Origin of the sequence: Streptomyces sp. NPDC059649 (assembly GCF_042734445.1) — a bacterium.
GTDB lineage: Bacteria > Actinomycetota > Actinomycetes > Streptomycetales > Streptomycetaceae > Streptomyces.
Genome location: NZ_JBHWDV010000074.1, coordinates 13,215 through 27,264, shown reverse-complemented (window position 1 = coordinate 27,264; position 14,050 = coordinate 13,215). Strand labels below are relative to the sequence as shown.

The window sequence follows — 14,050 nt, the reverse complement described above, 5'->3', positions numbered from 1 at the left end:
AAGGCTGCACCGCCGTTACGAGCGAAGGGCCGAGCATTTCCTGGCCTTCGTCGGCATCGCCGCAGCCCTCATCAGCTACCGCCGACTCACCAACTAAAACAACGTCTAAGCCAGTTCGTCGACGCCCTCGCTCTGGAACGGGGGCCCGGGGCACTGAAATCTTCCGAGCGGCGCCCCGGGGTGGGTGAGCGCACCGACCACTTCAGTGCCCGGTGGCCGGGGCGTCTGCGGTCTCTTCGCGGTGGGGCTATAGGCAGCGGATGCGGCTGCGGACGACAAGGGCGGCCAGGCCGAAAGGAATTGGTTCGGCGAGGCGAGAAGTCATCTCGGTGTAGGTGCCAGCGGCGGCGAGGTCTTGACCGGAGGAGCGGAAGATCACCGAGTTGCTCACCACCCGCAACGCCCGGCTCGCCTTCAACGGCACGATCATCGAAACCGGCACCGACTCTTACGGCCTCGCCAGCACCCGAGCGCGAGCCGAAGAGCCCACCAAGGCCCTCTGACCACTACTCGTACGAACTCGGCGGTCCGCCGCCCTCGCGGGCGGCGGACCCTCGCTGAGGAACGAGCCAGCTGGCTCGCAAAGCCCCACATCGGAAGTCGCCGCCAGGGCCTGAAGCCGATGGCCGCCTTCCTGCATGCCAACGCCGTTGACAAGCAGCGGCTCAGAACCAAGTTCGCGCGCATCCACGTCTGCCGCCGGTTCGCGCTGTCGCTCTGAGCCCGTCTGTGATTCGTTGAGCAAAGTGCGAACGGGCCGACGTCATTTCTCGGGCTCCGACCCCACTTCTTGTGGTCGCGCACACAGCGTGACTGCCGATCTCTGGGTGTTGCGAAACGAAGTACGGCCGCAGCTGGGCATCTGCGTGAACCGAATACCCGGGCCGGCTGGCCTCTGCTGCTACCTGCCCGCCCGCCCCGCACCGGACTTCCTGCTACTGGCAGTGGCGACCATCGCGGCGTGCGGATGGATGTTCAGGGCGGGCGATCACCGGAGACAGCGGCTCTTGGATTGCGGTTTTGTGTGGCGCCACCCTTGCTGAAGAAGGCGGTTCACTGCTTCATCGAGCATGGCTCGGCCCTCCCCGGGATGCCACCAAAATGACCAGTTGACATGAATCGTCATCTCGATGAATTCGTCGTATTCAAGACCGTCGGGGTAAGCCGTACCGAAGGACTTGTCAACCCTCAGCAGAAACGGATACCACACGCTGGATTTGGGCACGGTCACCCACGTGCGTCCGTTCACATGTTCACTAGGGGCCAGAACGCGACGCAACTTGCTGTCGTGGTCATCGATGCGCAATTCATTGTTCGCGATGTGCCGGTCGGGTTCGGGCAGCTGGGCCCAGGTGTGGTCCACGCGCATCTCCATCCACGCCAGACGCATGCCTTCGGGTGCCTCACACGGGTCGTCAAGTACGCGGTCGACAGCGGTGATCATTGACCGCTCGTCCAGCGTCGCTGTCTCCATGACCTGCGGATCAACGTAGGTTGAGTGGGCGTCAGGCGGTGCCTGCGGTGTCTTCAGAAACCAGTTCCACCGCGGCGGATTGCCATCGGCCGGCCAGCTGTACTCATCCACCCAGTTTCTGGTCACGCCGAACGTCATGGGCCTGACGAGCCCCTCGCACAGCTCGGCCAGCGCTCTCACAGCACGGTGAGCGGTCATTCGCTCCAGCTCGATCGGATTCCGGTCGGGTGCGAGTTCCCACTGGAATCCGCTCTCCAGCTTGATCGTCGCGCTGTCGTTGAAGATGTAGTGCTCGGTCGGCACAGGCGGTTCCGGTGGCTCCAACAGCCTCGTCTCTGGCATAGGCGTCGATTATGCAACGGAGAGCAGCCTCGATGACCGGCTGCCCTGACGGGTCTTACCCTCCCGCGTTCACTGCACCACAGTGCCGTCAGTTCTCCTCGGCATTCACGATCTGGTTGATCACCAACTGTCTTCGGAAGTCGTGGTTCTGCCTCAAAAAAACTGGGGGGCGACGACGCTGCGTCACGACCGCAGGACGCGTTTCCGGAGGAGTTGGAAGCCGTCCCGGCCGTGCTCGGCGTCAGTACTCGGCTTCTCGATCGCAGCGCGGACACCTCGATGCCAATGGACATCACCGGCCACCACTGTCTGCGCCGCGACGTCCAACAACAGGTCCGCACACTGCTGGACGCCGTGGGGGCACAGTTTGGTCACCATCCAGCGCTGTACCAAGCCGGTGCGCAAGGTGATGGCGCTCCCGCCGACGCATAGTTGGTGAAGAGCGCAAGTTGGTGCGCAGCTGGCCGACTTCGGCATGCCGGTTTTCACCGACCCCGCACCACCGCCGCAGCCTGTAGCCGAAGAACCCGATTCCCGGCCCTGCCCGGGAGCTGAAGGCGATGACCTCGTGATCAGTCTCGGGTCGGAGAGCCATCCGGCGCATGGCCTCAGGAAAGGAGTTTGGACAGCCGGGCAGCTTGCCGCTCGGCCGTTCCCGGTGGGTTGCGGGGATGCTGAGGGTCCTCGAAGGACAAGAGGAACAACGAGACGAGCGCCAGCAGCCTGCCGTAAGCCGGGCGTGTTCGGCGGTAGTCAGGTCGAAGAGATCGAGGAGCGCCTCGACATCGAGGGGTGGGCCGACCCAGCTGGCCAGGTGTTCCGTGATCTCCGCCGCCGCTGCGGCAGCAGCCCGGCAGCGAGAGCATGTGCAACCGTCGCTGAGCCCGTCACCCGCGCCAGCCCCCGCCCCCGCACTGTTGGCGCAGTCAGTACGCCGATGTGAGCGGTCCGACTCGGCCAGACCCGCTAGCCGGCGGCAGCAACTACCTGGCCATGCTCGGGGACCACGAAGGCGGGCGACGTGATCTAACCCAGCGCGGCCTCCCCGACGTCCTCCTCGCCAGCCGACTCCTCCAGACACCGCAGCTCCGGATGGCCGGCCGGCGGTTACTCCACCCACAGCACACGAGCTGCCACCGGACGGAAACCCTCCAGGGACACATACGACAGCGCCGCCGGTCCGAGCACCCTCGCAACGGGCAGCACCTCCCGGACCGAAGTGCCATCCACCACGGCTTCCGCCGACAGACCCGCCAGCGCATCACGAACGATCACGGCAGCGTTCTCAGTGGGCACGGTCACGATCGCTGATTCGCCCAGAGCCACCATCCCAACCCAGCCAGCTGGGCACAGCCCTGATTCAGGGGAGACCACCACATTCACACCACCTGCCGACGCGAAGGATGCCGGCGCCCGGGCCAGGTCCTCCCACAGCCCACGGGCTCTGAGCAGCAAGGGCAGCAGAGCATCCAGCCTTGATATCTCCTCGGTGGCAAGGTGCCGACGCTCCGGCCGCCGCCGCCTTGTACGACGGCAAGCATTCCGGCCGCAGCCCCTCGTTCCCGCGCGCACATCACGGTGCCTCGAGCCTCACCCCTTTACCCTCAGGAGAGGCGGCGCAGCTCAGCGGGCTGCGACAGCGCGGGTGACCTTGTCGAGCGCCAGACAGAGCATTCTGCTGGTTTCAACGAAGTCCACGGCAGCCTCTGCCGGAACCACGGCGCCGTCCTTGTTTGCATCATCGTGAATCTGGCTGAGGTTACCGATCAAGTCGCCCACCTGATCGGCCAGCGCCTTGACCGTGGTGTTGCTGAGAGATGCATCATCGCCGGTGAGGCCGTCGCGGGTGTGGAGATACTCGGCAAGGTGGGCTGAGACTCGGGCGACCTGATCTCCCTTCCGGGCCTCATTGACCGCCCACATCGCAACGAGCCGGCTACCCACCTCATGCCATGCTGCGTTGACCGCGGACCGGCCGTCCCACTTGGCGACGCGCACGAGCGCATCGAATATGAGGTTCGCGGGGTCGGGTTCCTCGCCGGTCATGTCGGGCGCTGAAGCTGCTTCGAGCTCTGCTGGCAAGAGATTCTCGGCCTCGCTCCGCACCTCGTGCGCACGTTCCGCGAACTCCAACTCAGCCCCTCCTGGGGTCCGAACGGTGGTCATCCGCTGAAGCAGGCCCCTGAACTCCTCCCGGAACGCGAGGACCAAAGCGACGAAGATCAACGGCCACGTGAGGACCTTCAGGAACTCCAGAACCAACTTGGCAATCTCCACTCCCACATGATGACGAACAGACGTGCATCGCAGGAGCACTTCGCCGCAAGATCACAGACCACACGGCTGCCTCTGCTGTGGTTGTCGCCGTAGCCGGCTCACGCCGCTTCCGAACCGTCTGTGTCCGTCTCACCCCCTGGTCAAGAGGGTGAGACACACATGGCTCGCATCCCTCAACTGCATCAACCAGCTGGAACTCTCGATAGCCCTAGATAAGCGCGGCTGACTCCTGCTGCACGCGGGCCAGCAGATCGACCGGCCCACCCTGCGTCTGCCCTCGTCGCCCGTACGATCCGCGTCCGCGACCTCGAGACCGGCGCCGTGATCGGCGTCGCCCGGCTGACCGGCTTCCACCAGGACGCGGGTGGCACCTCGCCCTGCGCCCCGTGGGCACAGTCCGACGTCTGGCGCCTGGAGCTCGCGGACGTCCAGGCTTTCGCCCTGCTGCCCCGGGCAGGCAGCAGCTCGGGCGCGGGGGCGGCCCACCGAGGACCTGCTCGCGCAGGTCATCCAGCAACTGCCCGACCTACGGCCCTGCCACCGGCCCCGCCACCTGCGCGCCGTACCCGCCCAGCCGGAGCACCCCGCCACGCCAGGCCAGCTCCTGAACTGTCGCGACGGGTCCCACTTCGGGCGGCCGGCGCCGTGCGTGCTGGGCGGCACCACCACTCCGCTGAGGTCCCACGCCAAGGAGTCCGTACACAAGACGTGCGCGATTTTTATCGCTACCACTCCAAGATCTACCACAGCAGCGAAATGCTGAATTTGACGCGTGCCACGGACTATGCGAGAGCCTGGTGGGTGATCCGCCGATGGCATGAAGGGGATGACTTCGCCAAAGGCCACACCCCCCAGAGTTGGTGGCCTCCATTTACCGGGATCCGCAAGGCAGAGAGTCTCTCAACGACTCGGAGCAGGAGCCGTACGGGATGCGCACGGAAGAGCAGTGGGTGGAGCGTACGGTCGACCAGCTCCTCAAAGACGCTAAAAAGTAGGGGTCGCGGCGTCGTTGGACGCTATGCCCCCGAGCCGGGCCCACGGGATGTCATGGGCCCCCGGGCCCGTGGTGTGTCCGGATGCTGGTCGGGAAGAATCGGTGGCCCGTACGGTGGCTTAGGTATCGCTCAGTTGAGCACCCTGCCGCCGCAGGCCCTCGCCTCACACCTCACACCCTCACACTGCACCCCGTTCACCTGGGGGAATGGGGTGTGTGCCTCATGGCAGCAGCGGGGCAGCAGCCGGTACAGGACAGTGCAGGACGTGGCGGTCACCGGAAAGGGCGTAGCGGCAGGCCGCGAGGCCGTGAGTTCTTCACCGATCGCGTCGCGTAGCGCCGCGAGGACGTTGGCAGCGTCGGTGTCGGAGAGGTAGGCCGAGGCGACTTCGAGCATCAGCGGCGTCGTCGACCGGCCAAGCTGCACGGCGACAAGGGGCGCCATCTGCGCGCTTGGCTGCGACGCCGGCAGATCGTGCTGCGGATCGCCCACCGCGGAATGGAGAACCGTAGCCGACTTGGCCATCGCCGCTGGGGCGTGGAACGCACGGTGTCCCGGAGCGGCGGATGATGTCGCCCTCACCGTCACCATGGGCGCAGAGCTGAACGCTCCCTCACCTTCGTCGGCATCGCGCATTCAATTACAGAACCCCGTGGCTGGCGCCTTGGATAGAATTTAAGGTTCCACTTCATTCGCCTATCCTCCTGTCAAATAGGCATAGTTTCCCAGCGTGTCGGCCAAATACTTCGAGTTCGAGACAGGTCCCAAAAATCGCTCGACTGAGATTTACAGGGCTGCTACAAATGATCAAGCTTCAAACTAGTGAGGAACGGGGAGATATGAAAAGCAAGTTAGTCAAGGGGGGTTTCATGCGTCTCAACGCATCTCATGTCGTCAAGGTGGCTGTCGCCACCGCCGTCGCTACATCGGTACTGGCAATTCCGGCAGCCAGTACCGCAAGCGCCCAGAGCATCAAGGCAACTGGCGTCGCCGTCGGCAGCATCGATAGCGGTACCGCCGACTACGCCGCGGCAGCCGAACACCTCAGTCCTCAGGGTGGCAGCGGAAGTTTCACCGCCAAGGTCGCCAAGATCGACCCCAAGACCGGCGCACAGCTCAAGGCCCGAACCATTCTGTGTGAGTGGAGCGCCAACTGGAAGTGGGGTGCCGGGGCCGTCTCTCAAGTCACCGGCACCACCAGGTTCTACTGCGCAGCCGTAGGCCCCGGGGGGCCGGAGTTCACGGGAGAGTCCCGCGCGCGGCTTATGGATGACCACAACAAGGCGATCGCCAACGGCGAGCGCACCGTCATTCAGCCGCTCGACCCGACGCCCACCATCTCCGAGGTGACGGCGAAGGTGAAGCGTCCCAAGACCCTGCACGTGCAGCATGACATGTGGGTCAACTTCCTCACGCCGGGCTGGGTGTGGCAAGCACACCCCAAGGGCTGCGGCGGTGCCGCCACGACAGCCCTCAAGTGCACCATCGACTATAAGAACTTCAAGATCTAACAGGTGACCGGACCGGAAGCTGGGTCCAGGATATCCTGGACCCAGCTTCCGGTCTCAATCATCGAAAACAGGGGGCGAGATGTGGTCAGGCCGGCACGACAGTTACTTCGAAGAAACCGGGCGGATGATCGCCGAGGAGTTACAGCGAAGCCGCTCCAGGCAGCGCGCCAAGGCCGTTAAGTACAGCAGAGAGCAAGCAGAACAGAGCCGCAAGATCGCGCATGAAGCCACAGCCTCCGAACTGGAACGCCTGGCGGTCCTTGGGCAGATCCCACCGGCCGAGTACAAAGCTCGCATGGCCGCCCTGGAAGAAGACACCCCTGACGAAGAAACCAGACAGTAGCTCGGACAAACAGTGGCGTTGATGTCACGGTACGCCGCCGCCGGTCATGGCGGGGGGCGTGTTAGGGAGGGTGGCTCCAGCGGCTTCCAGCGCTCGAAGCGTGGTTTGGGAGGGCTGTCTCCAGTGCCGGGAGGGGCGAGCCACCAGGACAGTGCGGGACGAGCTATTCCGTGGAAGCGAACAAGCTGATCCTCTCCGTGTGCCCGGGCAGATGCTCGGTAGCGCGCAGGCGAAACACGGTGCCCCAGGGCAACCGCTGTTCGGGCAGTGGTTGACCATCCCGGCTGACGAGGCGGAGTGACACCGGTATGGCGGCAGCCGGGATTGCTCGGATCTGAGTGGTCGAGGCGATCAATGAACTGATCGCGTTCTCGTCCATGGCCTCGCGGTTGTCAACGAAGGTGGGAAGGCCGGTGCGCACATCACGTGCTGCGGCGGCGAGTACGCGGTCGCTGAACGCTATGTGGCTCAGTGTCCAGTCGATGTCGGACCGTGAATCCGCCGCCAACAGGGCGGTATCGCTGATCGCTCCCGCTGCGGTGAGCAGGTGTCGAAAAGCGTTGCCGAGTTCGGTGGTGTCCACGGGGTCCTCCGGGAGGAAGCTCTGTGGCCTGGTGTCAGTCGTCAGCGGTATCGAGCGGTGCCGGAGGATGGGTGGCCGGGTCACGGTGACGTACTCGGGCGAGGACGATCAGCACGGTCACGCAGAGCAGGGCGACGACGCCTGCGAAGTACTGGACTGCGGCAAGAAGACCGGCAACGGTAGCGAGGAAGCCGACTCCGATGACGGGCAGGCCGACGCCGAGATAGACGATCACGTAGAAGCTGGACAGCACCTCGGCGTGACGATCGGCTGCAGCTGCTTGGCTGACCGCAGTGAGGCCGCCCAGGAACACCAGCCCCTGCCCGATGCCGGCGACCACCGTCGCGATGAGTAGCAGCGGCAGCGAGGACATACCACCCGCGAGGGCGAGCATCACCAGCCCGGTGGCCAGCAGCGGGAGGCCGATCCACTCCAGGGTCCGGGCTGGCCGTCCGTAGGCGACGAGTTGGGCAACCACAGAGCAGACCAGCATCAGGGCCACAGCTGCGCCGCCCAAGAGCAGATTCTTGCTGCCCGACAGAGTGATCACGTAGGTGGGGACCAGTGTGAGGAAGAGCCCGATGACGGCAAACGCGAGGAAACTGGCCGTTCCACTGGTGGCGAAGGCTCCCCGCATCGTGGCGGGAAGTTCGGGTCGGCGGGGTCGCCATCGAGCCGCCGGGCGCGTTGCCGGCAGAGTGGTGATCACTGCCACCGCAGGCACTAGCAGCATGATCTCCACTACGAACGGCAGCACATGCGGTGCCGGAGCGTACTGAGCAAGCAGGCCGGCGAGCACAGGCCCCAGACCCAGGCCACCCACGGAAGCCACGGTTGACACCAGTGCGGCCTTGCGCCGGTTGCCGGCAGGCTCCAGTTCTGCCAGCGAAGCAGTCAATGGCCCCGAGGCCGCGCCGAGCGCAAGACCCTGCAGAATGCGTGCCGCGAACAGCCACTCCGTGCCTTCAGCAAGGGCGAAAGCCATTGACCCGAGTGCGGCCAGGGCTACCGCTGGCAGCAGCACCTTCCGGCGGCCTAGCGCATCCGATAACGGGCCTGCTACCAGCAGGGACGGGATCAGGGCGGCGACATATGCCGCGAAGATCAGCGTGACGACCAGCGGGGAAAATCCGAACTGCGCCTGGTACCCCCGATACAACGGTGTTGGCAGGTTCGTGCCGGTGAGCAGGATCAGCAGCGCGTAGGCCGTGCCCCAGAACTTCCACCTCCCACCCGGTCTGGGCCGCGTGTCCTGATCTGTCTTGGCCGGGCCCGAAGGCTCGGCCTGGCGGTCGCGGCGTGGTGTCCGACCGCTGCGTGCGGGGGTAAGGCGATCGAGCGGCATCCATTCCTCCACAGGCCACATGTTCGGGTTCAGCGAACATAGCAGATGTTCGCTACTTCCGAACATGATTGGCTATGCTGCGGGTATGGCGAGCCGTACCGCGACGAAACTTGTGCACCCCGACCGCGCCCAACTGCGGTTCACCACTGTCCTGGCTGCCTTGAGCGACCCGGTGCGGCTGGCCATCGTCGCCCGGCTCGCAGAGGCCGAACCCGACGGTGAACTGGCGTGCACGACATTCGCACTGCCAGTCAGCAAGTCCACCCAGAGCGGCCATTTCAAGGTCCTTCGGGAGGCAGGCGTGATCCGCCAGCGGGACGAGGGGACCCGGAGGCTCAACCGGCTCCGCCGAGAAGATCTCGACGCCCGCTTCCCTGGCCTCCTCGATATCGCCATCCCACAAGGGCGTGACGTGACCGCCAGTTGGTGACGCCACCGGTCATCCGTCTCACGGTTGTATGGATCCCTTCCCCCCTCGTCGCCGTCCGTGCTTTTCCTCCGAGCGCCTACCCGGCCGCCTCAACCACGCGTTCCCCGAAGGGCGTCAACTGCATCGCCCTGCCGCGCTCGGCATGCTTGAGCAAAAGGTTGTCCGAGATCGCTTTCAAGGCGAGTGATCTGGGTCGTCAAAGCGGACTGCGCAATGCTGAGAGTTCGGGCGGCTCGCCGATCGTTGGATAGGAGTGTGCGGCCACGAAGCGTTCGAGCCGCTCCTGCCAGGCGTATGGGCTGGTGAGGGCGTCACGGAGAATGGCCGGGGTCTTACCCGTCTGCTCGCTCCTACGAAGCTCGGTGTCGTGACTGGCACCACCGCGGGGCGGAAGGGGATGTTGTGGTCGTGGGCCCAGCAGGCCATGTTGGTGGCGCTCATGCCCTTCTCGCGGGCGAGTCAGGGAGGGTTCGCTGGCGGTGGACGTACTGCTTGATGAGCCGGGCGTCGAGCGGCCCGTGTGGCCAGCGCGCTGCCGTTCGTGACCGATGGCTACGGCGTTGAACTCGTGGTCGTGGCAGTCAGGGCGGCTGGCAGCTGTCTGGCGACCGCGCTGCGCCATGCCCACGCCCAACAGCTCGGCATCCCGGCCCGGTTTACCACGAAGGCCGGTCGCAGCAGGCGCTTCAGCGCCCTCCCCGATGAGGTCGAGCTCGCCGCCTCCCATCCGGCGGTCACGGCCGTGACGGTGATCCGCCGGGACGGCCAGGCGCTGCTGCGACAGGAGCACGGCGGTGCACCGCGAGCGGTGTGGGAGCTGACGGCCGAGCGGCAGCGCCCATACACCGAGCAGGAAGTTGCCCAAGTCCTCGCACTGCATGCGGCGCTGCGCAAGCGCTGCCACAGCACCGTCGTGAGCTGGACTAGATCGTCGCGCTCGCCCGGCCACTGATGCCCCCTGGGCTGCAGCCAGCCCGGATGACCGGCCGCCCCCGCCGCTCTGGCTGGTGCCGCTCCCCCGCCAGACCTTGGACTACGACTCCGTGAGCTCCTTTAGCCGGGCTGCATGGACGGCCGCGACGCGGGCCGCCTCCTCCGCATCGGCAGTCGCCAGCTGCGCCTGGTCATCGAGAGCGGCCTGCCGGGCAGCCTTCAGCTGCTCCATGCGCGCCTCGTCGCTCACCGGTGCCCAGTGCTCGGCGGCGATTTGGGCGTGTACCAGCTCACCACGGCGCGGACGGCATCGAACACCTGCTCTCTTCGCCTCCCTCCAGCGCGGGGAAGTCGGGGACGTTGGGGTCGGACTCGCGACCACCCTCCTTTTGATCTTGAAAGGGAGCTCGCCATTGTCCTACCGTCCTGGCCGGCGCGAACACCACGCGACGGAGGAGCCTCAGGGGCGGCGGCAGCCGACGCAGTGCGGGCAGATGGCCAGAAGCCACCCGCGGAACCGATGTAGTCGCTGGACAACGGCCGGCGGGGCATAAGTTGGCGTCAGGGATCACTTCGGGGGGTGGCATGGCAGGTCGGGATCTTCGCGCGTTGTTCAGCTCGAACGACCGGCATCTGGGCGCGGACGAGGCGTTCACGAACCGGCAGGGCCAGTGGCAAATGTTCGCGGCCGCACTGACCGAGCACCTGCAGCACGTGGCCGATCCCGGATTCGACGTCGAGGACCTGGAAGCCCCTCGCCGCAACGTGCTGGTCTTTCACGGGGTGGGCGGCATAGGGAAGTCGACGCTCTCCCGCAAAATCGAAGCGTCGCTGACCAGCACCGAGGGCCTGCCTTCCCAGTGGGGCGAGATTTCCTGGCCCGAAGGGCAGACGATTCTGCCGGTACGGATCGACCTGGCCCGCGCGGCCGGCACCGACTTCGAGCGCGTCATCCTCACCATCCGGCTCGCGCTTGCCGGCCTCGGCCAGCCCCTGCCCGCCTTCGACCTGGCCCTGCGGCGCTACTGGGAGCACCAGCACCCCGGAGAAGCCCTGGAGGACTACCTTCGTCGCGGCGGGCTGGCCGCCCGGTTCGGCAAAGCACTGCCGCAGCAGATGCAGTCCGCGCTCGGCGACGTCGCCCAAGCCCTGCTGCTCCCCGGCTCCGTCGGGTCAGCCGTCGGCCAGGTCACCGGGGCACTGGTACGTGCCCTGCGCGAGCGCCGGCAAGCGGTGCGCGCCCTGGCCGGCTGTGCCCGGCTCGCCGACCTTCTGGAGGCCGAGCCCGATCTGGATGCTCTCTCGTACTACCCACACCTCCTGGCATGGGAGCTCACACAGCGGCCGGTAGGCAAGTCGGTAACGCCGGTGATTTTGCTGGACACCTTCGAGGACACCGGCGACCGCACCCACCGCGACCTGGAACGTCTCCTGCAGCGCGTCGTGTGGCTGATGCCCAACGCCTTCTTCGTCATCACCGGCCGCAGCCGCCTGCAGTGGGCCGACGAAGCTCTTCAAGGACAGCTGGACTGGACCGGGCGCGCAGCCTGGCCCGACCTGGTCGTCCACGACCTCCCCTACGCCCGCGCTGCCCACGGCAGGGCCGGCGAGACGGGGCGGCAGATCCTGATCGGTGACTTCTCCCGTGAGGACTGCGACGACTACCTCACCCGCCGGCTCTCCCGTGGTGGACAGCCCCTCATCGGCGAGGACGTCCGAGAAGCGATCACACGCCGCTCACACGGCCTTCCGCTCTACCTCGATCTATCGGTGATGAGGTTCCTGGAGATCCGGCGTAGCGGCAGGTCTCCCCAGCCGAGCGACTTCGACCATGACTTCCCCTCCCTGATCGCACGCACCCTCAGCGACCTGACCGCCGACGAACGCCACGTGCTGCGGTCGGTCAGTCTCCTGGACGCCTTCGACCTGAAGCTGGCGACGCAGGCCGCAGGCATGGCGCACGAAGCTGCCGCGCTACGCCTGACGGAACGCCCCTTCATCCACCACAACGCCTTCGGGCTGTGGCCCTTCTACCTCCACGCGCTCATCCGCTCCACCATCCGCAACGCCGACGACCAGGCCGACGACCGCTGGTCCCCGCGCGACTGGCAACAGGCCGCGCAGCGGGCGTTCAACGCGCTGGGAGAACAGTGGAACACCTCCACCACGCCCAGCCGCATGCTCCTCGTCGGCTGCCTACGCCAGGGGCTGCTGCTGGCCCGGGACTTCCACCTCGACCTGGACTGGCTGGCCGAGGCCACCTTCGCTTACGTCGGTGACTCGATCTGGGAGCCCCTCGCGCCCCCCGCCCGTGACCAGCCCGGCCACGAGGAACTACAGACCCCCGCCGAGGCGCTGGTGGAAACCCTCAGCGCTCTTGCCCGCCGGCAGCACGAGAACCGCCAACGCACCGCGGAACGCCTCACCGATGTGACCGCCTCCGGCCTGCTGCCGGCGGCCCTGCACGACCTGGCGGTCTACTACCTGGCCAAGGCACAACGTGACCTCGGGCTGACCGAGGCATCCCGCCGAGGCATGCAGCATGTGGTGGACGGCGGTGGCCGGCTCGCACCCGCCGCCCGGCGCGGCCTTGCGCACCTGGCCCGACTCGCCGGCGACTTCCCCACCGCGCTCGAAGCCGCGGCCCACCTGGGGTGGGAGGGGCGTCACCACCGTGTGCGAGGGGACGTGTGGTGGGTCCAGGGAGACATGGACAAGGGAGCCCAGTCCTTCCTGGGCGCGCGGCTGGAAGGCGAAGAACATGGCAAGGCCGGCGAGGCAGCCATGTCCCAGGCCATGCGAGCCTTCACCCTCGCCTTCACCCACCCCGGCACCGCAGACGACGAAATCAACCTCGCAGAACATCTCCTGGCCGCTGTTGATCTGCGCGCGGCCACGTTTGACGTCCGCATCGCCACCCTGCTGCGTGATGCCGGAAGCGACCCCGACCTCGCCGATCGTGCGCGAGTCCTCGCAGCCGAGATCGACACCTCCGGACTCGCCTTTGCCCGCCCCAAGCTCGAACTCGCCCTCGCCTTCCACCACGCCATCCGCGACGACCAGGAAGGCATCGCCGCGACGATCGGCCGGCTGCAGGAACAGACCCGCGAGGGCTACTACGCCTACTACGTCGACATCGCCCACTTCATGGCCGGCCTCGCCCTCCCGGCCGCTGAGAGTTCAGCAAGCCGGTGGATCGACGGGGCGGACAGTACCCGCGAGCGCTGGCGCGGCTTGGTGATGGCCCGGCGCCATCGTGTGCGCAGCGCTCGTTGACTGTGTGCGGTGTAGGCAAGCTCGCCCCTTCGGGGGCGGGCGTGGCCCTGAGGAGAGTTGTGAGCGTTTCCCTGCGAGCTGTGGTGATCGAGTCGCCGGACCCCGTGGCGCTGGGCGCCTTCTGGAGTGCGGTCCTGGAGTCGACCATCGAGCCGGGCACTGACGGCGTAGTCGTCAGGTTCGGACAGCACCCGGAACAGTTCCTCTACATCGTCGAAGGCCGCAGGGGAGGAAATTGTCTCCAGGAGCCGTTGATTGAGGTCGCGGCGACTGGCACCACCCTGGACGAAGAAGCAGACCGCCTTGCCTCCCTGGGCGCAGAGGTCATTGACAGGAAATGGAACGTCTACGAAGAACTCCACGTCGGTTCTGTGCTCTTCGCCGACCCAGAGGGAAACCGCTTCCGCCTCCTCTCCAGTGACGAGGAAGTTCGCGCCGCAGAACGCAACCTGGAAGCGGAATGAGGCGACCGTGCGGCCGGATTGACCGCTACGACCTGCTGCACGCCGTACCGCCGCAGCGGGCTCCCGAGTGGCTGGCG

At 66.3% G+C, this 14,050-nt stretch carries 15 protein-coding genes and 2 pseudogenes; 8 read left to right on the top strand and 9 right to left on the bottom strand.

Features of this window, described 5'->3' with window-relative positions:
• A pseudogene (locus ACFV1J_RS37320) lies at nt 1-97 on the top strand (IS5/IS1182 family transposase); the annotation flags it as partial.
• Nucleotides 98-404: 307 nt separating this feature from the next.
• Nucleotides 405-503, top strand: a pseudogene (locus ACFV1J_RS37315) (ATPase); the annotation flags it as partial.
• A gap of 485 nt (nt 504-988) precedes the next feature.
• On the opposite strand, the gene ACFV1J_RS37310 reads toward ACFV1J_RS37315, so the two are convergent.
• From ACFV1J_RS37310 to ACFV1J_RS37290, 5 genes are all read right to left on the bottom strand, one after another.
• Nucleotides 989-1,777: a hypothetical protein gene (locus tag ACFV1J_RS37310; RefSeq protein WP_385865873.1), complete on the bottom strand. Its 789-nt coding sequence runs from the start codon at nt 1,775-1,777 to the stop codon at nt 989-991.
• Nucleotides 1,778-1,999: 222 nt separating this feature from the next.
• Nucleotides 2,000-2,221 (bottom strand): hypothetical protein, encoded by a 222-nt coding sequence (locus tag ACFV1J_RS37305; protein WP_385865871.1) that lies wholly within the window; start codon nt 2,219-2,221, stop codon nt 2,000-2,002.
• Nucleotides 2,222-2,923: 702 nt separating this feature from the next.
• Nucleotides 2,924-3,199, bottom strand: coding sequence for a hypothetical protein (locus tag ACFV1J_RS37300; protein WP_385865869.1), 276 nt, complete (start codon nt 3,197-3,199; stop codon nt 2,924-2,926).
• A gap of 240 nt (nt 3,200-3,439) precedes the next feature.
• Entirely contained in the window at nt 3,440-4,093 is a 654-nt protein-coding gene (locus tag ACFV1J_RS37295) for a hypothetical protein (RefSeq protein ID WP_385865867.1), read from the bottom strand.
• A gap of 1,124 nt (nt 4,094-5,217) precedes the next feature.
• Nucleotides 5,218-5,580 carry a hypothetical protein gene (locus tag ACFV1J_RS37290; RefSeq protein WP_385865866.1) on the bottom strand — a complete coding sequence of 121 codons (363 nt, stop codon included), beginning with the start codon at nt 5,578-5,580 and terminating at the stop codon, nt 5,218-5,220.
• Nucleotides 5,581-5,957: 377 nt separating this feature from the next.
• On the opposite strand from ACFV1J_RS37290, the gene ACFV1J_RS37285 reads away from it, so the two are divergent.
• Together ACFV1J_RS37285 and ACFV1J_RS37280 are read left to right on the top strand one after the other, a co-directional pair.
• Nucleotides 5,958-6,599: a hypothetical protein gene (locus ACFV1J_RS37285; protein ID WP_385865865.1), complete on the top strand. Its 642-nt coding sequence runs from the start codon at nt 5,958-5,960 to the stop codon at nt 6,597-6,599.
• A 124-nt stretch (nt 6,600-6,723) separates the two neighbouring features.
• Nucleotides 6,724-6,942: a hypothetical protein gene (locus tag ACFV1J_RS37280; protein ID WP_385865863.1), complete on the top strand. Its 219-nt coding sequence runs from the start codon at nt 6,724-6,726 to the stop codon at nt 6,940-6,942.
• Between the two features lie 163 nt (nt 6,943-7,105).
• Here the strand turns inward: ACFV1J_RS37280 and ACFV1J_RS37275 are convergent, their stop codons facing one another.
• A complete protein-coding gene (locus ACFV1J_RS37275; protein ID WP_385865861.1) occupies nt 7,106-7,525 on the bottom strand; it encodes a hypothetical protein in 420 nt (139 codons plus the stop codon).
• 34 nt (nt 7,526-7,559) lie between these two features.
• Nucleotides 7,560-8,936, bottom strand: a complete 1,377-nt coding sequence (locus ACFV1J_RS37270) for an MFS transporter (RefSeq protein ID WP_385865859.1) — start codon at nt 8,934-8,936, stop codon at nt 7,560-7,562.
• Nucleotides 8,937-8,955: 19 nt separating this feature from the next.
• Between ACFV1J_RS37270 and ACFV1J_RS37265 the strand changes: the two genes are divergently transcribed.
• The gene (locus tag ACFV1J_RS37265) at nt 8,956-9,300 is read left to right on the top strand and encodes an ArsR/SmtB family transcription factor (RefSeq protein WP_385865858.1); all 345 of its coding nucleotides are present in this window, start codon (nt 8,956-8,958) and stop codon (nt 9,298-9,300) included.
• An 89-nt stretch (nt 9,301-9,389) separates the two neighbouring features.
• Here ACFV1J_RS37265 and ACFV1J_RS37260 read toward each other — a convergent pair whose 3' ends face one another.
• On the bottom strand, nt 9,390-9,500 hold the full coding sequence (locus ACFV1J_RS37260) for a hypothetical protein (RefSeq protein ID WP_385865857.1): 111 nt from the start codon (nt 9,498-9,500) through the stop codon (nt 9,390-9,392).
• 320 nt (nt 9,501-9,820) lie between these two features.
• On the opposite strand from ACFV1J_RS37260, the gene ACFV1J_RS37255 reads away from it, so the two are divergent.
• Nucleotides 9,821-10,252 carry a hypothetical protein gene (locus ACFV1J_RS37255; RefSeq protein WP_385865855.1) on the top strand — a complete coding sequence of 144 codons (432 nt, stop codon included), beginning with the start codon at nt 9,821-9,823 and terminating at the stop codon, nt 10,250-10,252.
• 81 nt (nt 10,253-10,333) lie between these two features.
• On the opposite strand, the gene ACFV1J_RS37250 is transcribed toward ACFV1J_RS37255, so the two are convergent.
• Complete coding sequence (locus ACFV1J_RS37250; protein ID WP_385865854.1) at nt 10,334-10,465, bottom strand: hypothetical protein; 132 nt, start codon at nt 10,463-10,465, stop codon at nt 10,334-10,336.
• 377 nt (nt 10,466-10,842) lie between these two features.
• Between ACFV1J_RS37250 and ACFV1J_RS37245 the strand changes: the two genes are divergently transcribed.
• Both ACFV1J_RS37245 and ACFV1J_RS37240 read left to right on the top strand, forming a co-directional pair.
• Nucleotides 10,843-13,509, top strand: a complete 2,667-nt coding sequence (locus ACFV1J_RS37245; protein ID WP_385865852.1) for an ATP/GTP-binding protein — start codon at nt 10,843-10,845, stop codon at nt 13,507-13,509.
• A gap of 59 nt (nt 13,510-13,568) precedes the next feature.
• A complete protein-coding gene (locus ACFV1J_RS37240) occupies nt 13,569-13,973 on the top strand; it encodes a VOC family protein (RefSeq protein WP_385865850.1) in 405 nt (134 codons plus the stop codon).
• Nucleotides 13,974-14,050 lie beyond the last annotated feature (77 nt).